Raw genomic sequence first — 22,888 nt, 5'->3', positions numbered from 1 at the left:
CGCCTTCGCTCGCCGAAGCGAGCTACGACGGACGAAGTCCGCTGTGCTTGCGAAGGAGAGTTGCCCTCATAAGGGTCTCGGTCGATATTAATGATTGACCTAAAATATAAAGCCTGGTGATTTTCATCAGGCTTTTTTACATTAACACTTAATATGTGGTATTATGTCTACATCCTTGAAATTAGTAATGATAAACATTACGTGGGATGTACTGTAAACTTAAAAGAAAGGTTTACCCGGCATAAAAAAGGATATGTACCTGCAACTAAATCACACCTTCCTGCAAAACTTATTTGGTGTTGTTCGTTTCCTGACAGATATAAGGCTTATGATTTTGAACGTTATTTAAAATCAGGTTCGGGTAGGGCTTTTGCAATAAAACACTTATTTTAGCGCCCGATATCCGGAGAGGTGTCAGAGTGATCGAATGTGCCTGATTCGAAATCAGGTGTACTGTTAAAGGTACCGGGGGTTTGAATCCCTCCCTCTCCGCCAATTGGTTCTATCCAACCCGCAAAAGCCTCTTGTTAATGAGGCTTTTTTGCTTTAAACACTTCCTGCTTTTTAACCTGCACCAGTAAAATGCGGAACTGATGTCTACTATTTTGGTTGTTGCTCTACAATTTTTGGGTGATGCAGATTGATCGCTTACTATTGCTCAAAAAAACAACATTATGAAAAAAATCAGATTAGATGGAGCGTTGATGCTACTGTTTACGCTCATCACACTTAGTTTTACCACTTCGGGTTTCACCAACAGGTTTGGGTTGGACAGTTATGAGATCTATTTAAATAACCGGCTCCTGATGAAACAATATGTGAACCAGCCGCTGAACTTAAGGGTATTGCAATTAGAGAAAACCCAACAAAACGACAAACTACAGATAGCTTACACCCATTGCATTAACAAAGGTACAGGCACGGGCAGGGCTGTTGCACTAAAGGATGAGAACGGTAACACTTTGCATAAATGGAGTTTTACCAACGCTGCCGGATCGGGACCAAAAATGACGATAGCGGTAAAAGACCTGCTGCAACTGCAAAAGAAAAACCCCGGCCACGAGCTGAGCCTATATTATACAGCACATGAGCTCCCCAAAGGGGAAATGATTTCCATGATCAGATTTAAGTAACCATGTTAAGCGTTGCTTTTTAATTCTATTGTCGCTTTTTAAAGCCTGGAAAGGCGATACACCCGGAGATGCTTAGTATATTATCTGGCATTGACAGGCTATAACAAAGATGCTGTAAATAGTTATTTACAGCATCTTTGCAATCATATATCTTAGAGTTTTAAACGCTCTATCTTCTTTACATACTCTGTTGGGATATCCTTAGGGTTAACCTCTACTGCAATAATTACCGGGCCATCATTATAGGCGAAGGCTTCTTCAAGGGTTTCATAAAACTTTTCGGTATCGGCTACCCTAAAGCCCTTACCCCCGCCAAATATTTCGGGGAACAGTTCGTATTTCCAGCGGTTTAAACTATTAAAGCCGATAGACGGCGCAGCGGGGTCGGTATAGAACTTTTTATCCAGCAAAAACTGCTCTATGCCATATAACCCGTTATCAATAACCGCAATAATGCATGGTATCTTATACTTCACCATAGTAGAGAATGTTTGGGCTATCATCTGAAAGCCGCCATCGCCGCTTACTATTAAAGGCCGCTTGCCTGTAGCCAGGTGCGCGCCAATACTGGCCGGGGTTCCCTGGCCTATGGAAAGCCATACCGGGTTAGCCAAAAACATCCGTGTTGACGGCATCTGCAGATCAGACGCGGGATAGCTGCTTAAGCAGGTATCGGCAACCATCAGCATTTGGTCACCTTTGTCGCTCAGGAATTTGTTTATCGATTTAAATACGGTATCGTGCGTAGGTTTTACCGATTCCTTCCTCAGTAGCTTCTGCGTATCGAGGGCTGCCGATTCGCCGGCCTTTAGCGATTGCGTTTGCTTATGCGATAACAACCCTTCCAGGAAGCTTTTAAGCGATACATTTTCAAATCCAACAGGCCCTATCCTTGCGTTTCCGTAAGATACATCTACCATCAAATCGAACTGTTTCTTCACCAACGACCCATGATCGATACCAAAAACACAGCCAAGCGCGATAAAGCAGTCGGAACTTTCGGCGTACCTGCGCGGCGGTTTGTTTACCAGGTCGCTGTCGTAAGTGCCGATAAACAACGGATGCGATTCGCTGATAACTGATTTGGACAGTAACGTTGTACAAAACGGTATATTAAAATGCTCGATAACCGATAATGCCAGGTCGGCAAGTCCTCTCCGGCAAATCTCGGAGCCTAACAAAATAACAGGTTGAGCCGGCCGGGAGGTTTTGTTGTAAAGTTTATTAAAAAAAGCATCAACTGCAGCAGGGTCCACAATATCATCTACCGGCTCATCCTCTTCTTCTATAGTGGTTATTTGGGTATCCCAAAGGTTATTGGCAACTTCCAGGTAAACCGGCCCGGGCGTTTGCGTGGCTTTTTTAAACAGGCCTGATATCAGTTCCTGCGCTGTCGACATATCGGTTAGTATTTCGGCAGCTACGGTTACATGTTTATAGATCTCAAGGTCGGCGTTTGGCCGGCCGGTAGAGTGCGAGAACAGGATGCTGTAATTATCCTGATCGCGTTGCTCGCTTTTGGTTGGGCCGCCGTTTAGTACGATCATCGGAACCTTTTCGGTATAGGCGCTGGCAATGGCGTTGATCATGCTGAGGTTACCCACCCCGTACGATACGCACACGGCCGACATGGGCGCAAACCTGCCGTATCCATCGGCAATATACCCTGCTTCCAACTCGCTTACAGTAACCAGGTATTTAATATCGTGGTCAGGGTCGGCATCAACAGCATTGTATATCCCGGCGCATGAAGTGCCCGGAACGCCAAAAATATGATGGCAGCCGTGCTTTTTAAGGCAATGCAATATGTATTGTGCTATGGTCATGGCTTATCAGGTTTAGGAATTTTTAATGATATGTGTACAGGCATCTATGGTCGATTCCAGCGACCCCTGGATCCAGGAGTGCGTTAGCGAGCAATGCTCGCCCGCCAGCAGAACTTTACCGTCGGGTGTTTTCAGTTCCTTATACAAAAACTGGTGTTCGCCGGGGTTAAAAAATGCGAAAGCACCCGAGGCCCACGGGTGGGTAGTCCAGCTCCAGCGTTTAAGTTCTGTTATATCCTCATCCTGCACATAAGGGTGCACTTTTCGTAATTCCTTTAACACAAATGCCTTTAAAGCCTCTTCGGGAAGGGCATCAACACGCCTGGCCAGTTGCCCCCAGGTATATGAAGCCAGCAAAAACGATGGCGCGTTTGATATTTTGGGGTCGGGGTTAACGCTATTGTCCGACGGGTACCAGGTATGGCCGGCAGGCCCGTCATAAATAGTACCTCCGCCGTATATGCCATCTTTTAGTTCCCAAAAACGGTTGCGTGTTTTTACCACTATTTTGGTAGATGAATCATAATTCACCCGCCTTATCGCCCTTATCTTTTGGGGCGAAAGCGCACCGCCTACATCCATTTTTGATACCAGGCCAAGCGGGGCGGTACATATCACCCAATCGCCGGTAATCTTAAACTCTTTATCATTTTTATCCCGATAGTACACATGCGCGCTATGTTCGTCCTGCTCTATCTTAAACACCCTTGCCGATATGGTTGTTTCCTTTTTAAGTTTTGAGTAAACCGCTGTAGCAAGGCTATCGGTGCCCTTTTCTAATTCAGCAAACCCATCAGGAACCCATGTTTCATCCATTTCTTCGCGGATATGCTCGGCCAGCGAGGTTGGCAGGTAGGTTTCTAACCCAAAATGTGTGAGCACATATTCCGATGCCTCGTCGGTAAGCCCGGCCTTTTTAAATGCATCGAACAAGTTGCTGCGGTCGAGGTGTTTTATTTTATCAGTAACCGGCTGTACGCTGAAAATATCCGCCTGTTCTTCGGGGGTGAACGTATCGATGATAGCCTTCAGCACCCGCTCGGATAACTGTGTTAAATTCTGGGCCTTTTCCTCGTCAGAAAGTTTGAATAGTTTTTTTGACGCCTCGATATCCTTATTACTGCGTGTAAATTTTTTACCACGGATGTGTGCGAAGGTATTTTCGTTATCCTGCACAAATGGCCTTAACTTTAGGTTTTGCTCCTTTATATAAAAACGGGTAAGTGTGTGGCTTTTAGGGATACGCATAGCGCCAAGTTCGGCGTGGAGGGGCCCTTCCCGCCATGTTCTTAATCGCCCGCCAATATGGTCGTCCTGGGCTTCCAGGATCTGAACGTTGTAGCCAAGGTTCTTTAACTCCAGCCCGGCGCTTAATCCCGAAATACCGGCACCTATGATGATCACCTTTTTTCCCGGCGCAACTTTTAACGTTCTTAGTTCTTTTAGTTTTTCTACATACTCGTCGCCCCTGAATTTTTCGGGGTCCTCAACCGAAGATTTGAAAAGTAGCGGTTTTGCTTTGAAGCGATAAAATCTCATAAAAGGTGATTAAGGTTAAAGATATTAGTCAGCACCGATACTGTTCCGGGTAATCCGCCTGTTTTGCCCGATGCACTACAGCGGAGTGAATACCTGAACATATTTGGTACGATTGCTTAAAGATGATGAAAAAAAGAAACTTTATCAAAATAATTATAAGGGGATAACAGACGCAAGTATCTCCAAACAACTCCCTGGTAAAACATTAATATACAGGTGAAAAATTGAGAAGATGGCATAAAAGGCAGGCCTTAAGCCTTCCTGAATAACCTTAGCAGTTTATGCAAGCCGGTATAAATATAACAGCCCATACAAAACCCGGCAAATGATTCCAGAAAAGCGAACAGGCATAAGCCGGCGGTAAGGGCCACCGATACAATATTCCAGTTTAAGAACATCGCAAATAAAATAAGCATCACAAACACAAAACCCATACCTGCTGCAAAGCGCTTTGGTGCGCGATTAGTTGGTTTATAGGGAACATTTAGCCTGCGGATAAGCACATCGGCCACCCAGCCCAGCGGGCTATATTTTTGGTGATTAAAAGCCCTGGTAAAAAAATCAAACAACAGCAGCAGTATTACCAGGTCGTACCCGGTTGTTAAAAACAACGTACCCAGTAAAAGCACCAGCAAGGCTATCATCCTTACTTTGTTTTCGTTCACTTTTACGTTATCGACCGGGCATTGCAGGTGGCTGCTCATTTTTTAATTTTAATTAATAGCTATAAAACTTAGCCTTAAAAACAAATATAACAATAGCCCCTGCTAAATAATGTAAAATTGTTGTAGCTGCTTTGTATGCTATATATTAGTTGCTATATTTAGCGCATAAGCATGTTTCATTGTTATAATTAACATGTATTAAACGTACATATTGTTGTTGCTGATAGGTTCCCCCCGCCTTAACGCGTTACCTTATCAATTCACAATATTAATATGAAAAACCCTAATCGATCTGTTTTTTTTAAGCCGATACTATTAGCGCTGCTAATACATAGCAGCTTCATTGCACATGCCCAATTGTCGGCATCAATGCCCTACAAACCTTTAAAAACCGATACCAGCAATAACATCCCCGATATTAAAGCCCCCGCAGCTACATATATAGCGCCAGCCGCCAAAAGTATTTTTGATGACGACGACGATAATTCGCTCCAAAAAACTATAGCGCTTAATCTTAACAAATCGCAGGAGCGCAAGCAGTTAATGGGCTACTTGGAACAACTTGAACTGGGTAACAACATTGCCGAAAATGAAAAGAACAGCAAGGCCCTATACCGTTTTGCCAACTTGTTTGCCAGGTTAAAACTGTATCCGCTGGCTATGAAATGTTTCTTTAAAACTGTTGACCGCGCCAATAAAAAGGCAAGGAAAAATGGCGATACTCCTGAAGATGCTGATGATGAAATAGGAGCTTATGAACTGCCGATAAACGCCAAGGACGATTCGCTGCTTGCCATACAAACAGAAAAAGTAAAGGGATCTAAAAATAAATACACCAACTACAAACGCATTGCAGGTACTTTTAATGATAATAAACCCGCGATAGCTTACGCCCTGCTCTTTCATGTAAAGCAACCCATATCGGGCAAGCCTAAGGTTTTTGTTTTTAGCAACACAGGCCATACTTTTATTACCCTGATAAAGTATAATGCCGATTCTACTTATGTATCCTGTTCGTTTGGGTTTTATCCTAAAAAAGAAAAAATACTGTTTGCCACGCCGTGGGACCCATCTGCCGATTCGGAATTTAAAGATGATACCGGCCACAAATGGGATGAGATCGTAGGCAAGTTTATTTCCAGGAAGAGCTTTGAAAGGATCCTTAAACTCACCAAAAAATACGAGGACCTGGATTATCACCTGAGCAGCAACAACTGCACCGATTTTTGCCTGCAGGCAGCTTCGCTTGCCGGTTTAAGTATATCAAACACCAAGGCCAAATGGCCGCTTGGTTATGGCAATAACCCCGGTGTTACAGGCCAGAGCGTAATGGAGGGGAAATTTCACAACACCGATCAACAGCCCGATGCCAATTTATTCAGGAGCCTGAACATCGATCCCGTGGGTAAATAATCATTTACGCGTACCCAGCCACATAATGGCATTCTCAAACAGTTTATTTTGCAAGCCGGTGGTAAATATATGGTCGCCGTGGCCCATGTTAAGGTAAAGCATTTTGTACCTGGTGTTTGTCCAGGCCACAGGGATATCACCGCTCCTGATCACATCTTTTTTCCCTAAGGGATAATTTGCCGGGTCTAAAGTGATGAGCACCTTAACATCCTTGCTCATCCGCGGGTTTGGTTTCCAGCCGTACCATTCATTTATCGGCGCGGTAAAATGCCTGGGCAGGCCTGCTGTTACCGGGTGCCTGGTATCGTCAACGATCAGCTTTGCAGGCAGCGGCGGCCAGTTATTATTATAAAATACAGCGCCACCCATAAATTGTACAAACCACGGCCAGTGGGTATCCTTATCATTATATCCTGCCACATGGAAACCCAGCCATGCGCCGCCTTTATCCATATACCTTACAAATGCCGCGCGCTGCTCCTCGTTCTGCGGGAACTCGTTTAACCATATCACCAGTTTATACTCTTTCAGGTGTTCATCATTAATGAGGTTCCAATTGGTGGTGGTATCAAACACAAAGCCTTTTTTGCCGCCAGCGCGGTAAAATGTTTAATGGCATCATTGGCAAAATCCACATGGTCGCTCTCTACGGTGGTAGTATAAAACGCCAGCACCTTAAATTTTGGCTGCTGCGCAAACACAGTTGTAGCCAGCATGACAAGCATCGTCAAACAAAATATCTTTTTCATCATAGTAATTAATGTTTATCAATAGCTACTTCTGCTCCCTCTCCTTCTGAGAGGGTTGGGGAGAGGCCCCTGCCGCCCAAAAAACAGCGTTACTAAACAACTTTGTATAAGCCGGGTTATCAAACAAATTTGGCGAATGCCCCATAAAAATATAAACATTCCGCGCCTTATAATGCGGGTTGGTCCACACTACGGGGTGGTCGCCCATGGTTACTTTGGCTTGCCGGGGGTTGTAGGTAGCTTCATCTACACTGGCCAGTACGTGCACATTTGGCCGGGGACTTTTATCATAAGTGTACCATTCTTCCTGCTGTACAAGGAGCGATGCAGGCACACCCTTCATTACCGGGTGCTGCTTATCTTCTACATTCACCGTGCCCTTTGCAAAAGTTGCTATATAGTCTTTCCACCTGATGCCGCCCATAAACTGTGAATACCAGCCCCACATGGGGTAACCGTCAAACTCGCCTAAAAGCGTAGCATGGTGAAAACCTATCCAGCCTCCCCTGCCCTCGCTGATGTATCTTTCAAACGCTTTAGCCGCCTTATCCTTCCAGGCGTAGGGCGCATAATCCAATTGGATAAATAGCTGGTAATTTCCCAGGAAAGCATCGTCAATTTTATCAGTATTCTGGATATAATCTACAGTAAACCCTTTTTGCGCGGCTAACCCGTTAAGCCATACTTTGGCCCGTTTGGAGTATTCTACATGATGCCCGCCATTCTCGTACAGGGCAAGTACTTTAAACGGCTTTTGTTTTTGTGCACAAGCCATAAGGCTAACACAGGCAATACCTATCAATAACAATATTTTTTTCATGCGAATGTATTTCACGGTTTATTGTTCCATAGCGGTTTTAAATGATGCCAGCAAAGCACGGCTTTTTTTATCGAGGCCGATAAATAGCGGCTTATCCTCTGCCGACCACGGGTGGCCGCGCCGGTAATCCCACCAGCGGTAGCCTATTTTCGAATATTCGTTACTAATGCCCTTCTCAATAGGTTTCTCATAAAAATCATAAACATTTAAGGTGTACGAACCGTTTTCCATTGTAATATCAATTTCAAACTTCAGCCAAAAATAATTGCCGTTGCGGTTAACATTCACCCTAAAAATGCCTTCGCCAATTATCACATCCGTTCTTTTTTTTATCGCTGCGGTTTTATTAGCCGGGAAGTGTTTCACCATCCATTGGATTGCCTTGTCGCGGGCCGCGGCTACGCTTCTGCTTTTTATTAGGGCTTTCGCTTCATAGTTAATCATCCCGCCCTGCATCGGAATATCAAGTTTAGCGGTATCTGTTTGCGCATAAACCACCGGTGGCACAAGCAGCAACAGCAATATAAATAGTTGTCGTTTCATATAAGGTTTAGTCTTTATATATCCTGCCCATCATCGGCACATCAAAAATTATTTTCTTCAGCGCTTCGGGGTCAATGATCCCTTGTTTGGCGTAAATAATTTTGCCGTCGGGGTCAACCAGCATGGTATATGGCAGCGCACCATCCCATTTGGGGTCAACCGCTTCTATCATTTTATACTTATCATCGCCGGTATAAATATAGTTTTTGCCCGATGCCTGCTTGTTTTGCAAAAATTTAAGGGCGTTTTCCTGCCGGGATGTTGCATCGGCGCTGATGGTTACAAACTCCAGCCCCCTGTCGCGGTACATATGGTTTATGGTCACCAATTCCGGGAACTCCTGTACGCAGGGCACACACCAGGTAGCCCAAAGGTTTATCAGGCGCAATTTACCGCTGCCATTTTTCACCAGTTTGGTAATTCCTTCGGCATCAATAGTATTCAGGCTCACAGGTTCTTTTGCCCAGGTTACGGCGGCCTTTTGGATCCAGTCGCGTTTTTCGGCCCATTTTATCGAGCAGCCAAAGGTTTTAGTTACCGCAACCGGCACTTCTTTATTATTCAGCAGCGCATCAAGGGCATTTACGGCATCTGCTACCCCTACCGGTTTCGCCGGGTCTTCGGTATCATCTATCCGGCCATTATAACGCAGCTTCCGGTCTTTATCAAAAATAAAAATATGCGGGGTAGCTACCGGGCCGTATTGCCTTGATGCTATCTCTGTTTCGCCATCGTACAGGTACGGAAAGTTGAATTTTCGTTCGCCCGCGCGATGCTTCATATCGGCAAACGAATCGCCTACATCGCTGTATCCCAGTTCATCTAACCGCAAGGATGAGGGGTCGTTCGGGCTTATCGCCACAAAAGCCACGCCTTTGGCCCTGTAATCGGCGGTCATTTTTTTGATCCGTTCCTCGTACGCCTGCGATGTTGGGCAATGGTTGCATATAAATACCACCGCCAGCACCTTAGCATCTTTAAAGGATTGCAGGGTGTAGGTTTTATCGTCGACGCCTTTCAGTTTAAAATCGGGCGCGGGCGCACCAATGGGCATGGTTTTATGTTCCTGTGCCGACAGTATCGCGGGCAGGGCCAATACGATAGCTATTAACAGCATACATCTGATAAGGCAATGTTTCATACGTGATACTTGGCAGTATATTGGTTTTTAAATATAGGATATTATTTGTTTACCCATTTCATCAGCTGCAAATTTTAGCCATCGGTACTAATGCTTATATTGGGGCAACCAAAGCTTACCTGTTAATGGATATTTCACTCACGCGCGTTTTAATTTGCCTGGTAGCGGGCATAGCACTTATTGTGCTGCTTACCGCAAAGTGGCGGATACATGCGTTTTTCGCGCTGGCTATAGCCTGCTTTTTAATGGGGTTAGGCGTTGGTATGCCGCTTAGCGGCGTGCTTACTTCTATTAAGGACGGATTTGGTAATATCTTAAAATCGCTTGGTTTTATAATTGTATTAGGCACTACACTTGGCGTAATACTGGAACATACCGGCGCCACCCGCGTAATGGCCAATACCATACTTAAAAGCATAGGCGAAAAGCGCTCGGCCCTGGCCATGAGCATTACCGGCTTCATCGTCGGCCTGCCCATATTTTGCGACTCGGGTTATATCGTTTTAAGCGGGTTGAATAAGTCGCTCGCCCGTACCACGGGCATCTCGTTAGTAATTATGGCTACATCGCTGGCCACGGGGTTATACGCGGTGCATTGTTTGATACCGCCACATCCCGGCGTGGCCGCGGCGGCAGGCATTATAGGCGTAGATTATGGTAAACTGATACTTACCGGCATTGGCGTGGCCATCCCTGCTATGGCGGCAGGTTATTTATGGGCTAATTATGCAGGTAAAAAGCTGCCCGTTATTGTTGCTGGTGAAGAAGTATTGATCGAGAAAAACACTCAGCTACCCTCGCCCTTTAAAGCATTTTTACCGGTAGTAGTGCCTATTATTTTAATAGGCATCAAAGCTTTTTTAGTAGTTGAGCAAACCCCAGTAAACCCATTTATCAATATCCTTACCGCGCTGGGCGACCCTATTATTGCTTTGGCCATTGGTGTGCTGCTTGCCTTTAATTGCCTGCGCAGCTTCAGTAAAGAAACTATTGGCAAATTATTACAGGAAGGCGCGGAAAAGGCCGGCGGTATCTTGGTGATCATCGGTGCAGGCGGTGCGTTTGGCGCGGTGCTGGCCTCCACAAAAATTGGCGACCACTTAAGCGCCGCCCTGCCGCTGGCAAGCATGGGTATCTTTTTCCCTTTTCTCATCACCTTTGTTTTAAAAACGGCACAGGGTTCATCCACCGTGGCTATTATTACGGCGGCATCTATCGTACTGCCATTACTGCCCGCGCTTGGCTTGGATAACGAGAAGGGTCACCTGCTTTGTGTGCTGGCTATGGGCGCAGGCTCTATGATGATATCGCATGCTAACGACGCCTATTTTTGGGTAATAGCCAAATTCTCGGGACTGGAAATGAACACCATGTTAAAAGTGTATTCGGTTGCTACGGTTTGTATGGGCATTGTCTCGTTCGTTATTGTTTACCTGTTATCGTTTATATTGTAATGCACATCCTCATCTCCCCCAATGCTTTTAAAAATAGCTTAACCGCCGATGCAGCTGCTTTGGCCATAGCTGAAGGTTTAAAACAAAGCGCCCTAAGCTGCACAACGGAATGTTTCCCAATTGCCGACGGCGGCGACGGTACAGCGGCGATCATCATCAAACAGTTCAACGACACGCGGGTAAATATGCAGGTGCACAACCCGCTGGGCAGGTCAATTATGGCATCCTTTGGGTTAATAGAGGGCGGCAAAACAGCGGTGATAGAAATGGCCGATGCATCGGGTTTAAGGCTGCTGAAAACCGATGAGCTGAACCCTTTGCGCGCCACCTCATGTGGCACCGGCCAAATGGTTAAAAAAGCGCTGGATATGGGCGCAAACAAAATACTGATAGCTATGGGTGGCTCCGCGACGGTTGATGGTGGTACAGGGATCTTAAGCGCATTAGGTATCAGGTTTTTGGGATCAGACGGCAGCGAATTGAATAACCTGCCCGAAAGCCTGACAAACCTAAAAGAAATAGACCGCGCTAATTTAGACCCACGTCTATTTAACTGCGAAGTTATAGTGCTTTGCGATGTTGATAACACGCTATTGGGCTATAATGGCTCGGCTGCTGTATTTGGCCCGCAGAAAGGCTCAACGCCCGATGCGGTTAAAAAACTGGATGCAGCCTTATCGAAGTTTAATGATATCACCCAAAAACAATTTGATAAAGATATGGGGGCGGCAAAATATGGCGGCACAGCGGGCGGTGCGGCAGCAGGTTTATTTGCGCATATAAACGCCAGGCTCGTAAACGGTATCGACTACCTGCTGGAACTGACCGGCTTTGACACCTCACTGCAAAAAAGCCAGCTGGTTATTACCGGCGAGGGCAGTATAGACGAACAAACCTTACAGGGAAAAGGCCCCTATGGAGTAGCAAAGCGGGCAAAAGCCAAAGGTATACCGGTAATTGGACTCGCGGGTAAAATCCCGGCGCAAAGTAATGAGAAGCTCAACGAGTATTTTAACGTGCTGATGGCTATTGGTAACCAACCTGCAGATCTTGTTACAGCCCTAACCGATACCGAAGTTAACCTCATCCGCACGGCAAAAAGTATCGGAGATATGCTGGCTATGGTTAATACTAATCCCGATACCTATCGGGATTAATTCCTAAATCCTGATATTCAAAATCCGAAATCGAACATCAGAAATTGGAAATCCCTTAAAATATTCCCAAAAATTTCTTGCGCTTTTTCTTAACAGGTGTGGCTTGTTTTACTGCCGAATCTACCGTAGCTTTTATCGCTTTGTTTGCGGCAGCCTTACGTGCAGCCGCCAATTTACGGTTGTTTGCCCGTACTACGCTATCATAATTATACGGCCTTGCCATAAAGGGCGGCTTCATATAATCCTGCGCGGTTACATATACAGGCTTTATAACGGTTGCTTGCTTTTTGGTATAGAAAGCATAAACAAACAAGGCCGCAAATAAAATTGCTACGGTAACAATTCCCGTAAAGGCAAGCTTAGGTAAAAAAACTATCCCTTTGTTACGTTCAAATGTACCCTGCTCTTTATTGAACCTGGCACCGGTTTGGGCAGCCAATATTTTTAATGATGATAGTTGTTTATCTTTTTCAGCTTCTTCCTGCTGGTAATGTGTGATCAGGTGCTGCAGGCGTTCGTTCTCTGCCTGTATCGCGGTTGTGCTTAGTTTGCCATCGGCCGAAAGGCTGCCGTTTATGATGGCCTCGTGCAGTTCAACACCGCTTTTAAAACGGGCATCGGGCGATTTTTGCAGGCATTTATCAGCCACCTCTAAAAGCCACTGCGGCACCTGCATTTCCTGCGTTTGTTTCAGTGTGCTCCAATCGTCGGGCAGGTTTTTCTTTCTCGCTTCGCGAAGATCGGGTACCGGGGCTTCCATATGGGCCAGCATAATGGCGTTGCGGCCGGTTTCGCCGTTACCGGTAAGCGGGAAAGGTACGCTACCTGTCAGCAATTCATAAAGTATTATACCATAGCTATACACATCCGTTTGCTGCAACATGGCGCCATCGTGCTGCTCGGGCGCCATAAATTCTATCGCCCCGGCGTGGCGGATACTGCTGCGGCGCTCTTCCTCGGTCAAAATGGCCAAACCAAAATCAAGCAGCACATAATTACCGGTGTGTACGTTATATTTTACGTTATTGCTTTTTACATCACCATGTTTTACACCTACGCTGTGGCAGTGCGCCAGGGCATTCGCCAACTGGTCGGCCACGCGGATAACCTCCTTCAGCATAAAAACCTTTGGGTGCGGGGGCTGCAGCAGTTCGCACAGGTCTGGCCCCTCTATATACTCCATCTCGATATAGGGCAGCGAGCCGCTATCGGTGATGCCCGAGCTTAGTATTTTTACAACGTTGGGGTTGGGTTCTTCGTTTACCTTTTGCAGCTTGGCAACCTCGTTACTAAAGTTACGGAAGTTTTTATCGTCGTCGCTTTCCGAATGGATTGGCGTTGGCAGCAGTTTTACCGCGGTAAGCACCGGCCCCATGCGACGGCCTTTATATACCGAGCCCTGCCCACCCGTTCGCAGCGCGCCCAGGTTCTCCAATCCTTCGGTTATGGTAAAAACCTTACTCATGCGTTGCCGGTTGATAACTAAATTCTAAAACTGCCGATTCGCCCAAAATGATCTGGTCGCCTTCCTGTAACTGGTGGCCGATATGGGTGGAGGTTAGTTTAATCACATCCTCACTCTTTTCTGACCGGATCTTTATCTTATTACGAGGCGGTACTCCCCCTTCATCGGCAAATATCATAAACCTGCCGGCATCGTTATTCCACTCTATGCGGGCATGCTGGCGGCTCACATATTTGTTGGCGTCGTTAGCGCTATCGCTTGGGAAAGCTATGTGGTTGGTGCGGAAAAAGCCATCGTCGCCCTGCGCTTTTTTATCGCGGCCAATGTGGATCTTTTCGCCTTCAGACGTTACGTTATATTCCGGTTTTTCGGTTTCGCCGCTAAGTGCCCTGATGTAGGCCGATGCGCTTTGTTTAATAAAATTTTTGCTTGTTTTGATGAAGAACGCGGCATCCAATTTATTCGATCTCACCGCTTCCGGCGGGAATTCCTGGTTCAGCACCACATCCATTTGCCAGCTTTCGGGCAGGTTTACGGCGTAATCATCGGCAATGCGCTGTACCTCATCTTTAAACACTTCGGGTTCATCGGCATAAACGGCAGCTTCAAACACCGCACATTCTGATGAAGGGCAGGCAATGTAAAGGTTAAGCCCCTTGATATTTCCGCCTTCGCCACCTTCGGCCTTTTGCAGTTCCTGCTTAATAAATTGCAGTAACTCGTACCGGACGCCTTTTACATCAGCCGGACGATCTTCCTTATCACTTTTGAACAAATTAAACATGATACCGCCTTGTACTTATATATTCAACCTAAAAATCAGTTTTATATTATGCTAAACCACAGCCTTATTCACTTGTTTGCTCTTTGATGCTTTTAATGTAACCTTTTTCGCGCAGGAAGGGGATCACGTGCTTACCCGCCAGCCTTACCGCGTCAGAAGAGCCCTTTGTCGACTCGATCCTAACGCAAACCACCATGTTGCCGCTGCCATTTGCCTTTGGCGCGAAGAACACATACCAGCCATCATTTATCTGCTGTTTTTTCCAGATGCGCTCGGGCGTACCGGTTTTACCGGCTACGGCTATACCCAGCGTCCATTCTTTTGGCGCGCTTTGCTCTATCATGTACTGGCGCAATAATGCGGCGTATTTAGGGTCGTTGGTAAGCTTAACGCCCGGCTTTATATGTGTTACCGAATCGGCCACTTTAAGCACATAGCGGTTTTGCAAAATAGTACCCTGGTTAGCTATCCCCGCAGCCATACGTGCAACAGATGCCGGTGTGGCAATCAGTTCGCCTTGCCCCCATGCCATGCCCGAAATGCCCTTGGCCCTTGTTTTACGGATGTTGTTAGGATCGTACCGTGGCTTGGTGTTAAACTCGGTTTTGCGCCAAAGCTCGCGCCATTTTTCTTCCTGGGCGGCGTTCTCTTTTTCGCGACCGTAATAATAGCCGCCTACGCCATGTAAAAACATCCCTGTTTTAAGGTAAACGGTAGCCATATCCTCCTGCAGGTGCTCCTGGTTGGCCAGCTTAATAAAGTAAACGTTGTTTGATTTTGCCACGGCACGTTCCAGCGTTATCAGGCCGGTTTCATCAGGCTCTAAACCTTTGGTACGGATGCGCTCGTAACTGGCTACATTAAATTTCTTATTTGCAGCGGCCAAACCCAACTTATTGAACGAGGCAATTGTAGTGGCCAGCTTTGCTGTTGAGCCCGGCTGCGTGGCCAGGGTAAAGCCCAGGTCCTGCGTAGTTGTCCAGCCGGCCAGTTGGTTTTGGTCGTAATAACTCATGGTCAGCTTTTCCCAATCGTGTACGGGCGGCAATGGGTAAACCGCCGAGGTAAGCACATCCCCCGTGTTTGATTCCATCACCACTACCGATACCCGGTTATCCAGCAGCGAGGTATCCTGTGCTATAGAGTTTTGGATGCTGGTTTGCAGGCCGGCATCCATTGTCAGCTTCACATCCCGGTTACGGTTTTTAAAAGCTTCCGCCTCTTTACTGTTGATCCCCGCAATAAGCAGCGGCGCAATGGCGCTGTAATCTTTTTTAACTACCGTCATTTCCTTTACACCACGGGCCAGGAAACGGTCTTCCTGGTAGCGGTTGGCAGTAACGTTATATTTTTCGGTCGGCATTTTAAAGCCGCGCAATTCGGCGGCATGTTCGTACTCGGCAAAATAGCCGTTGGGGCTGCCATTAAATACACCAGTATTGGCATCACCCGTCCAAAAGAACATCTGCTCGTCAAAAGGATAGTACCTGTCCAGCCGCTTATGCATGGCCGAATCAATATTGTAGCCAATAGCGCCTGCCTTTACCAGTTCGCGGTGCTGCTTTTTAACAAGCTCGGGTTTGCTGGTTGCCAGCAGTACCCCGTCCCTGTCGTACAGGTTACCGGCCTGCAGCCTGTTCATCAATATGGCAATACGAGGGTTGTAGCTAAACATGCGCATACCGCTTTTATCGGCCACCAGCGCGGGCTGCACCACCCATTTTTTATTATTGAAAAGATAGCGCGAAACATTAACCGTTAACAAGGTAATGGCCACGCAGGCCGCTATCAGCGCGGGCACCAGGTTTTTATCCTGCTGGCGCGATATGTAGCTCATTTGCACAGGCGTACCCTGCACCAGCGATGCCGACAGTAAAAAACCCGATGCCAGTAAATTAGCCACCAGCGACGACCCGCCGTAGCTTTGGAACGGCAGCGAAACGCCCGATAGCGGCAATGCGCCAGTAGATCCCCCCGCTATCAGCATAAATTGCACGAATGTGGAAATACCTATGCCCGCGCAGAGGTAAAACAGGAATGGTGTGCCCGTTCGGCGACCGATGATGATGGACCGGTGCAGGTAAACCAGGAAAAGGATAAAGATGCAGACGATCCCCGTCCACCCAAATTCCTCGCCCATGGATGGCAGTATCATATCGGTATGCGCTTCGGGGATTGTCTTGGCAAAGCCTTCGCCTACACCCTGCCCGCTTACGCCGCCGCTGCTCATGGCCCAAAGGCCGTTGGCTACCTGGTCGCCACCATAAACTTCGTTGTTCCAGGCATCCTGCCAGATGGCTTTACGGTCAACCAGGCGTTGCACCGGGCCGGGAAACAGCTTACCTAAATACGGAATTTGGTCGATGGTTAAAAAGGCGGCCATAATGATGAGCACCATCATAGCCGATTCGCTTAACGAGCGACGTTTGAACAGCATGAACAACGCAGTAATAGCCGCGGTTATCAATGCCGATAGCCAAACATTTTTTACCACCCACGACACAATAACATAAAGCACCACCGCCCCCGCCATAAACATGAAATCGCCCCGCGAAAACGAGAACAGTACGATGAAGGTGAAGCATACCACCATTGCCGGGCCCAGATCGCCTAATAAAAGAAACAACAACAAGGTCACCAATATGGCAATTAACGCGAATGAAAAAAACGACCAGCGTTTGTTCCAACTGGTGTACTCGCTGATCAGTTTTTCGTTTGCGGCAAAAAATCCCGCCAGGAAAAGGATGATAAGGTATTTTACAATTTCGCTGGGCTGAAAACCGAAAAGGTTCACCTTTACGCCGCTGCCCTCGGGGCCGGTACCAAATTTAATGGTCATGGCCAGCAGCGTTGCCGCCAGCACCACCCAGGGCCAGCCGTTTGCTGCATTGCGGTTGTGCTTAAATACCAGCATGCGGTAAACCCACGAATCGGGTGTAAAGCGGCGAAGTTTAAATTGCAGCATTACCAGCATGGCAACCAGGCCAATGCCCAGGTAAATCAGCATATCTTTTGCTAAAAACCTGTCGCGCAAGGGGTCCTGCAAGCTTAGCAGGGTTAAAAAAGATAGCCCGGTAAGTATCATCACCACCGGCAGTATCAATTGGTCGGATGTTGCGTACCTCCAAGAGAGTAATAAATGAACAAATAAAAACGCCCCTATAAAGCTGCCTGCTATGATCAAAAACCAATGGTTAAAGTCGGCCGGGGTGCGGATGATGAGTGATTTTTCCTTCTTCAGGATATTAAAATCTTTAGTAGAAAAAAGCCTGATGGTATGCGGCTGCTGACTAAAAGTTAGGCTTACGTCCTCGTCCAGATTTTGTACACCCTGCGATGTACCAAACTGGTAGCCGGGCTGCAGGGGCAATAGTTTAAATGCTTTGCCTTCGGGCAGGTTCTTAAACTCGGCTATGCCCTGCTCATTGGTACGGGCATAGGCGGTTAACTGCTGTAAACGGCGCTTGCCGGCACTATCAGGCAGGTAAACTTTTTTGAAGCCATTACCGTTTTCGGTTATCAGCTTAACGTCTTCAACCTCTTCGTCGTTAAAAATGCTGTCCTGCGGCAATATCATCTCCAGGCGGATCAGCACGCCCGGCACCGGTTGTTTTTTGTTGGTGATGATAGCGCTGATGCTGTATTCTCCACCGGCAAGGTCTGTTACCGAAGGCACTTGCGCCGGGCTTTTTCGTTCCTGCACAAATCGTACAGAATCATCGCCGGTGTAGCCCAATAGGGAGCGGGATGCCTCTACCCTGCGTTTAAATGATTCGCCGCCCTTTTCAAAGGCATCATCAGCAACAATAAAATACTTGCGCTTATTCAGCTCGCCAATATTATCAATCTTTTGCCCGGTGCCTATGTTGTTAGCAACCGTATTGGTAATCAGGCCGATATCCTTTTTATCTTCAAAATAATATCCTTTGGTAAGCAGCCTCTTTAACTGCCCTGCCGGGTCGGGCGCGTTCAGGTTTATCATGGTGCCATCCTGCAGGCGAGGCTCCACATCTGCAAAGCGCGATTGTAAAACCGAGTACAGCCTGAAGAATAAAAACACAAACAGAACGCTTATCAAAAATAAAAAGACGCGTTCCTTCCAGCGGGTTACTGAGGGTACTTTATCGGGTTCCATTTGGCCTGGCTGGGGTTTGGGTTGGAGTATCTGTACGTACCCTTGTAGCCGGAAAATCGGCGGTTACCGGTTTATCGGCAGTAAGGTTGTACTTGCGCTGTACATGCAGCTTGCAGTTGATAAACTGTGTATTCTTTAAAAACAAACCGGTGTTGCCCAGGTTGATACCGGTATCAAAATCTTTAAATTTCAGGTTCTCCAGCACTACCACTTTACTATCTGTTGATATTGCCAGGGCCGGCCCGTTAAACGCGGTATCCCGCTGTAAGGTAATATTCCCTTTAACTTTAATGTACAGGGTATCCTGGTCAATGTGCAGGGTATCGGTAATGATAATGGGCTGTTTAAACGAGGTATCGGATAGTACCAGTGTGTCACCTTTAAAGGCATCAATGGCATCCTGCAATTTTACTTCATCGGCGTTGCGCAGTTTTTCTGCAACCGGGCCCGATTGCTCAAGCGGCGTGGCTTCGCGTTGTTTGGTTACAAACAACCAAATGGTTGACGAAAGGAACAGCAGGCACAAAAAGGCCAAAATGAGTGTAAGGCCAAGGTTTTTATTTGGTCCCATAGGGGCTTTGTATATTATTTCGGGTTCTACGTGTTGCCGGTGGTGGGTGGGTTGTACCCCCTCGCCCGCTTCGTCATTCTTTGTCGCCTGCGATGTTACCGGCATAGTAGCCTGGGGCCGCTGCTGAACTTTATCGTTTTTTGCCAGTACCACGGTAACATTATCGCGGCCGCCGTTTGCATTGGCAGCCGCTATCAGTTCGGTTGCTTTTTGCTGCAACGAAGTATTCTGCGTAATGATATCCAGGATGCCGGATTTATCCACCAGATCGGTGAGGCCGTCACTGCAAAGCAGCAGCATATCGCCGGGTAAAAACGGCGATTGCCCCGTTTCTATAAAGCTTTCGTCGGTATCTATCTGGCTGGTAAAGCCAAGTGCTTTGTTTATCTCGTTGCGTTTGGGGTGGTTCATGGCGGCGGTTTCGGTAAGCCTGCCGCTGTCTTCCAGAAAACCCACAAAGGAATGGTCCTTAGAGATCTTCACCAACGAATTATCGCGCAACAAATACAAACGGGTATCGCCTACGTGGGCATAAAAAAACTGATTATTTTCTACATCAACCAAAGCCATGGTAGCCACGCAGGCCATGCTTTCCAGGTCTTTATCTTTCAGTTTTTTCTCCGAGATCTGCTGACTGGCCAGTTTAAAGGCATCTATCATGGCGGGGATTATCTCGCCCTGCAGGCCGCTTAAGCGGTCGGTAAAAACATCTTTGGCTATGGCGGCGGCTACCTCGCCACCGTTGTAGCCCCCAACACCATCAATTACGGCAACCAGCGCCATGCGGTTACCCATCACCTTCTGGGCAATAAAGGTATCCTCGTTATTGGTACGTACCTTACCGGTATCGGTTAATCCAAAATAGTTTTCAGCCATTGCGTTTACCTGAGTTTTTAATATCGATAAAGTGGGTTGCCAGCAGGCAAAAACCAATTACCAATAAGCCTATGGATAATATTTGTGACATGATGATCTATGCTTTAAACAGGTTTAAGCCAATTATACCATTGAGTAACATGCGCGAGTTTACCGGCAGCTCAACCCATTTGGGCGAATTAACATCGCTGCGCTCAACCGTAATCTCATTCAAAGTGGTTATTTCGCCGAACGATGCCAGGTAAAACTTGCCATCGGCCTTATTATACCTTATCTGTAAATGCGGCGCGTTCACCCAATCACTTGGGATGGTAAATATGTTGGATTCCTCGCGGGTTTCTTCGCTGCCCGATACAATGATGTCATCGGTATTCATCAGGTATTCTACCTTTTTACCGGCAAACTGCTGGTCGGGGATGATGGTTTCCAGCCGGGCTATATTGCTTTGGGCCTTGGCCGCTTTTTGCTCTTCAGGTTCAAGTGCTTCTTCATACGGGATCTCGAAGTAACCTTCGCTATAATAAGTAAAGCCCTTTAACGCCTCCTGGCTTACATCAAACGTTTGGGCTATGCCAGTTTGCCGTGGTATAAAGGTAACGCGCAGGTTTTGCTGCTTTTCGTTGTTATCGGGTAGCAGCTTCCCTATAAAGCCTTTATCGCCGCGGGCATAGTCGGGGTGCGATACCAGGCGGAACACCCATTTGGAGCCCGAAGGCTTCACCGTTTTACCGGCCGCGCGATATTCTTTCAGGATCTCGTAAAACTTGGTAACGGTTTCCTGCACAATCAGACCGAAGATACCTTGTTTATCGGCCACAAACTCCTTATAATCATCAGCATTAAAGCTGATGATAAACTCGTGGTAAAACACCACACGGTCGGCAAACGAAAGGTCCTTTATCGAATCCTTAAACTTGTCTACTATGTAACTGTAAACCGTATCGGGCGTAAGCGCTTTCGCTTTTGCCTTCTCGGTAGTTTCGTTGGTTAAAAACCAATCCTGTATGCCTATACGCTGCCAAAAATTTGGTGTTGAAGCCATTTTTATTTTAAACTCTAAATTCTAAAACCTAAATCTGTAAACATTAAATCCGAAATCGAAAATCCGAAACCCGAAATAAAACTATTCCGGTTTTAATGTGGTATCCGTTTCTGTCGTTTCGCTGCTATCCGGTGCCGGTTTCTGCGGTATCACTACCGGTTTTTTAACCGTCGTATCCTTTTTAACCGGGACCGTTGCCGTGTCCTGCTCCGCGGCATTATCCGTAGGGAACCTGGAGCCGTAATCAGGTACGCCTGTACTGGTATCAGCTTTTGTTTTTGTTGAATCCTGGCTTAACTGACGCGGGGTGCCCTGTTTCTTCAAAAAGGTAGCATAAACCGAAAAACCCATAAATACCACCAGCAATACCATCACCGTATAGTAATACGGTTTTGACAGCGAAATGCGCGATTCGTCCTCAACAGGCTCTGGGGCGAATTGCTTTACAATTGGCGCGCCCGATTGCTGGTATTGCATCAGTTGGTTATGCAGGCGTTCGTTCTCGCTACGCAGGGCGGCGTTACTAAGCCCACCCGAAATGTCAAAACTATCCGACCCGCTTAAACTGCCGGTTACAATGGCATCGTGCAACTTTGTACCGTTACTAAACCTTTTCGCAGGGTCCTTTTCAAGGCATTTGTCTATCAGCTTTAACAACCATTGTGGCACCTGCATTTCGCGGGCCTTCTTTTCATCGTCCCAGCTATCAGGCAGGTTGTTTCGCCTGGCGTTGAGCAGATCGGGTACGGGCGATTCGATATGCGCCAGCATTACCGCGTTACGGCCCGCATCGCCACCGCCATGCATGGGGAACGGCACATCGCCGGTCAATAATTCATACAAAATGATACCGAAACTATAAATATCGGTTTCCAGCAGCATTTTACCGTCGTGCTGCTCGGGTGCCATAAACTCTATAGCCCCGGCGTGGCGGATGCTGGTGCGGCGCTGCTCTTCGGTCATGATGGCCAGGCCAAAATCGAGCAGTACATAATTACCGGTATGGATGTTATATTTTACGTTATTGCTTTTAACATCGCCATGCTTTACCCCTACCTTATGGCAATGGGCAAGGGCGCTTGCCAGCTGGTCGGCCACGCGGATGGCCTCTTTCAGCATAAAAATTTTATCGTGCGGGGCCTTCAGCAGTTCGCAAAGATCGGGGCCCTCAATATATTCCATTTCGATGTATGGGAACGACCCGCTATCGGTAATGCCCGAGCTTAAGATCTTCACCACGTTAGGGTTAGGCTGCTCGTTAACTTTTTGCAGTTTGCTCACCTCGTTACGGAAACTGCGGAAATTTTTATCGTCTTCGCTTTCGGTGTGGATGGGTGTTGGCAGCAACTTTATGGCTGTTAAAACAGGCCCCATACGCCGGCCCTTATATACCGAGCCTTGTCCGCCGGTGCTCATGGCGCCTAAGTTTTCAAGTCCCTCTGTTATTGTAAATACTTTACTCATTTGTAGATATTGTGCCGTAAATTATATTAACAGCATTTTATAGACTAAATTACATTTAATACGCCTGTTTGTTGTACCCTGCTGCAAATTTATCGGGCGATAAATAAACAA

The 22,888-nt window shown here is 47.0% G+C and carries 19 protein-coding genes and 1 tRNA gene; 6 read left to right on the top strand and 14 right to left on the bottom strand.

Annotation, left to right across the window (positions count from 1 at the left end):
* Positions 1–153 precede the first annotated feature (153 nt).
* From EWM62_RS19760 to EWM62_RS00180, 3 genes are all read left to right on the top strand, one after another.
* The gene (locus tag EWM62_RS19760; RefSeq protein ID WP_129874628.1) at positions 154–393 is read left to right on the top strand and encodes a GIY-YIG nuclease family protein; all 240 of its coding nucleotides are present in this window, start codon (positions 154–156) and stop codon (positions 391–393) included.
* A gap of 12 nt (positions 394–405) precedes the next feature.
* Positions 406–495 (top strand) — tRNA-Ser (locus EWM62_RS00185).
* 179 nt (positions 496–674) lie between these two features.
* Complete coding sequence (locus tag EWM62_RS00180) at positions 675–1,133, top strand: hypothetical protein (protein ID WP_129874627.1); 459 nt, start codon at positions 675–677, stop codon at positions 1,131–1,133.
* A 152-nt stretch (positions 1,134–1,285) separates the two neighbouring features.
* On the opposite strand, the gene EWM62_RS00175 is transcribed toward EWM62_RS00180, so the two are convergent.
* The 3 genes from EWM62_RS00175 to EWM62_RS00165 all read right to left on the bottom strand — a co-directional run bounded on the left by EWM62_RS00175 (position 1,286) and on the right by EWM62_RS00165 (position 5,202).
* Positions 1,286–2,959, bottom strand: coding sequence for a thiamine pyrophosphate-binding protein (locus EWM62_RS00175; protein ID WP_129874626.1), 1,674 nt, complete (start codon positions 2,957–2,959; stop codon positions 1,286–1,288).
* A gap of 12 nt (positions 2,960–2,971) precedes the next feature.
* On the bottom strand, positions 2,972–4,498 hold the full coding sequence (locus EWM62_RS00170) for a flavin monoamine oxidase family protein (RefSeq protein WP_129874625.1): 1,527 nt from the start codon (positions 4,496–4,498) through the stop codon (positions 2,972–2,974).
* Between the two features lie 251 nt (positions 4,499–4,749).
* Positions 4,750–5,202: a DUF4395 domain-containing protein gene (locus tag EWM62_RS00165; protein WP_129874624.1), complete on the bottom strand. Its 453-nt coding sequence runs from the start codon at positions 5,200–5,202 to the stop codon at positions 4,750–4,752.
* 234 nt (positions 5,203–5,436) lie between these two features.
* Between EWM62_RS00165 and EWM62_RS00160 the strand changes: the two genes are divergently transcribed.
* Positions 5,437–6,576, top strand: a complete 1,140-nt coding sequence (locus EWM62_RS00160; RefSeq protein WP_129874623.1) for a hypothetical protein — start codon at positions 5,437–5,439, stop codon at positions 6,574–6,576.
* On the opposite strand, the gene EWM62_RS00155 is transcribed toward EWM62_RS00160, so the two are convergent.
* From EWM62_RS00155 to EWM62_RS00135, 5 genes are read right to left on the bottom strand one after another with little or no spacing between them, the layout of a single operon-like run.
* Entirely contained in the window at positions 6,577–7,152 is a 576-nt protein-coding gene (locus EWM62_RS00155) for a ThuA domain-containing protein (protein ID WP_129874622.1), read from the bottom strand.
* On the bottom strand, positions 7,104–7,328 hold the full coding sequence (locus tag EWM62_RS00150; RefSeq protein WP_129874621.1) for a hypothetical protein: 225 nt from the start codon (positions 7,326–7,328) through the stop codon (positions 7,104–7,106). The genes EWM62_RS00155 and EWM62_RS00150 overlap by 49 nt, the downstream gene beginning before the upstream one ends.
* 22 nt (positions 7,329–7,350) lie before the next feature.
* The gene (locus tag EWM62_RS00145; RefSeq protein ID WP_129874620.1) at positions 7,351–8,145 is read right to left on the bottom strand and encodes a ThuA domain-containing protein; all 795 of its coding nucleotides are present in this window, start codon (positions 8,143–8,145) and stop codon (positions 7,351–7,353) included.
* 18 nt (positions 8,146–8,163) lie between these two features.
* Positions 8,164–8,688: a hypothetical protein gene (locus EWM62_RS00140; RefSeq protein ID WP_129874619.1), complete on the bottom strand. Its 525-nt coding sequence runs from the start codon at positions 8,686–8,688 to the stop codon at positions 8,164–8,166.
* Positions 8,689–8,695: 7 nt separating this feature from the next.
* Positions 8,696–9,829 (bottom strand): redoxin family protein, encoded by a 1,134-nt coding sequence (locus tag EWM62_RS00135; RefSeq protein ID WP_129874618.1) that lies wholly within the window; start codon positions 9,827–9,829, stop codon positions 8,696–8,698.
* A 125-nt stretch (positions 9,830–9,954) separates the two neighbouring features.
* Between EWM62_RS00135 and EWM62_RS00130 the strand changes: the two genes are divergently transcribed.
* Positions 9,955–11,283, top strand: coding sequence for a GntP family permease (locus EWM62_RS00130; protein WP_129874617.1), 1,329 nt, complete (start codon positions 9,955–9,957; stop codon positions 11,281–11,283).
* Positions 11,283–12,440, top strand: a complete 1,158-nt coding sequence (locus EWM62_RS00125; protein WP_129874616.1) for a glycerate kinase — start codon at positions 11,283–11,285, stop codon at positions 12,438–12,440. Before EWM62_RS00130 ends, EWM62_RS00125 begins: the two co-directional genes overlap by 1 nt.
* A 55-nt stretch (positions 12,441–12,495) precedes the next feature.
* Here EWM62_RS00125 and EWM62_RS00120 read toward each other — a convergent pair whose 3' ends face one another.
* The 6 genes from EWM62_RS00120 to EWM62_RS00095 all read right to left on the bottom strand — a co-directional run bounded on the left by EWM62_RS00120 (position 12,496) and on the right by EWM62_RS00095 (position 22,777).
* On the bottom strand, positions 12,496–13,905 hold the full coding sequence (locus tag EWM62_RS00120) for a serine/threonine protein kinase (RefSeq protein ID WP_129874615.1): 1,410 nt from the start codon (positions 13,903–13,905) through the stop codon (positions 12,496–12,498).
* The gene (locus EWM62_RS00115; protein WP_129874614.1) at positions 13,898–14,689 is read right to left on the bottom strand and encodes an FHA domain-containing protein; all 792 of its coding nucleotides are present in this window, start codon (positions 14,687–14,689) and stop codon (positions 13,898–13,900) included. Before EWM62_RS00115 ends, EWM62_RS00120 begins: the two co-directional genes overlap by 8 nt.
* Before the next feature lie 64 nt (positions 14,690–14,753).
* Positions 14,754–18,824 (bottom strand): FtsW/RodA/SpoVE family cell cycle protein, encoded by a 4,071-nt coding sequence (locus EWM62_RS00110; RefSeq protein ID WP_129874613.1) that lies wholly within the window; start codon positions 18,822–18,824, stop codon positions 14,754–14,756.
* Positions 18,811–20,271, bottom strand: a complete 1,461-nt coding sequence (locus tag EWM62_RS00105) for a PP2C family protein-serine/threonine phosphatase (protein WP_129874612.1) — start codon at positions 20,269–20,271, stop codon at positions 18,811–18,813. The genes EWM62_RS00110 and EWM62_RS00105 overlap by 14 nt, the downstream gene beginning before the upstream one ends.
* 97 nt (positions 20,272–20,368) lie before the next feature.
* A complete protein-coding gene (locus tag EWM62_RS00100) occupies positions 20,369–21,313 on the bottom strand; it encodes a hypothetical protein (protein ID WP_129874611.1) in 945 nt (314 codons plus the stop codon).
* A gap of 81 nt (positions 21,314–21,394) precedes the next feature.
* Positions 21,395–22,777, bottom strand: a complete 1,383-nt coding sequence (locus tag EWM62_RS00095; RefSeq protein WP_129874610.1) for a serine/threonine protein kinase — start codon at positions 22,775–22,777, stop codon at positions 21,395–21,397.
* Positions 22,778–22,888 lie beyond the last annotated feature (111 nt).

Source organism: Mucilaginibacter terrigena (genome assembly GCF_004168255.1).
Classification (GTDB): domain Bacteria; phylum Bacteroidota; class Bacteroidia; order Sphingobacteriales; family Sphingobacteriaceae; genus Mucilaginibacter; species Mucilaginibacter terrigena.
The sequence above is the reverse complement of the archived record's forward strand: the minus strand, read 5'-3'. Positions and strand labels throughout refer to the sequence as shown.

Coding starts and splice junctions, on each gene's coding strand:
- EWM62_RS19760 (WP_129874628.1), top strand. CDS start 154: ATGTGGTATTATGTCTACATCCTTGAAATTAGTAATGATAAACATTAC.
- EWM62_RS00180 (WP_129874627.1), top strand. CDS start 675: ATGAAAAAAATCAGATTAGATGGAGCGTTGATGCTACTGTTTACGCTC.
- EWM62_RS00175 (WP_129874626.1), bottom strand. CDS start 2,959: ATGACCATAGCACAATACATATTGCATTGCCTTAAAAAGCACGGCTGC.
- EWM62_RS00170 (WP_129874625.1), bottom strand. CDS start 4,498: ATGAGATTTTATCGCTTCAAAGCAAAACCGCTACTTTTCAAATCTTCG.
- EWM62_RS00165 (WP_129874624.1), bottom strand. CDS start 5,202: ATGAGCAGCCACCTGCAATGCCCGGTCGATAACGTAAAAGTGAACGAA.
- EWM62_RS00160 (WP_129874623.1), top strand. CDS start 5,437: ATGAAAAACCCTAATCGATCTGTTTTTTTTAAGCCGATACTATTAGCG.
- EWM62_RS00150 (WP_129874621.1), bottom strand. CDS start 7,328: ATGATGAAAAAGATATTTTGTTTGACGATGCTTGTCATGCTGGCTACA.
- EWM62_RS00145 (WP_129874620.1), bottom strand. CDS start 8,145: ATGAAAAAAATATTGTTATTGATAGGTATTGCCTGTGTTAGCCTTATG.
- EWM62_RS00140 (WP_129874619.1), bottom strand. CDS start 8,688: ATGAAACGACAACTATTTATATTGCTGTTGCTGCTTGTGCCACCGGTG.
- EWM62_RS00135 (WP_129874618.1), bottom strand. CDS start 9,829: ATGAAACATTGCCTTATCAGATGTATGCTGTTAATAGCTATCGTATTG.
- EWM62_RS00130 (WP_129874617.1), top strand. CDS start 9,955: ATGGATATTTCACTCACGCGCGTTTTAATTTGCCTGGTAGCGGGCATA.
- EWM62_RS00125 (WP_129874616.1), top strand. CDS start 11,283: ATGCACATCCTCATCTCCCCCAATGCTTTTAAAAATAGCTTAACCGCC.
- EWM62_RS00120 (WP_129874615.1), bottom strand. CDS start 13,905: ATGAGTAAGGTTTTTACCATAACCGAAGGATTGGAGAACCTGGGCGCG.
- EWM62_RS00115 (WP_129874614.1), bottom strand. CDS start 14,689: ATGTTTAATTTGTTCAAAAGTGATAAGGAAGATCGTCCGGCTGATGTA.
- EWM62_RS00110 (WP_129874613.1), bottom strand. CDS start 18,824: ATGGAACCCGATAAAGTACCCTCAGTAACCCGCTGGAAGGAACGCGTC.
- EWM62_RS00105 (WP_129874612.1), bottom strand. CDS start 20,271: ATGGCTGAAAACTATTTTGGATTAACCGATACCGGTAAGGTACGTACC.
- EWM62_RS00100 (WP_129874611.1), bottom strand. CDS start 21,313: ATGGCTTCAACACCAAATTTTTGGCAGCGTATAGGCATACAGGATTGG.
- EWM62_RS00095 (WP_129874610.1), bottom strand. CDS start 22,777: ATGAGTAAAGTATTTACAATAACAGAGGGACTTGAAAACTTAGGCGCC.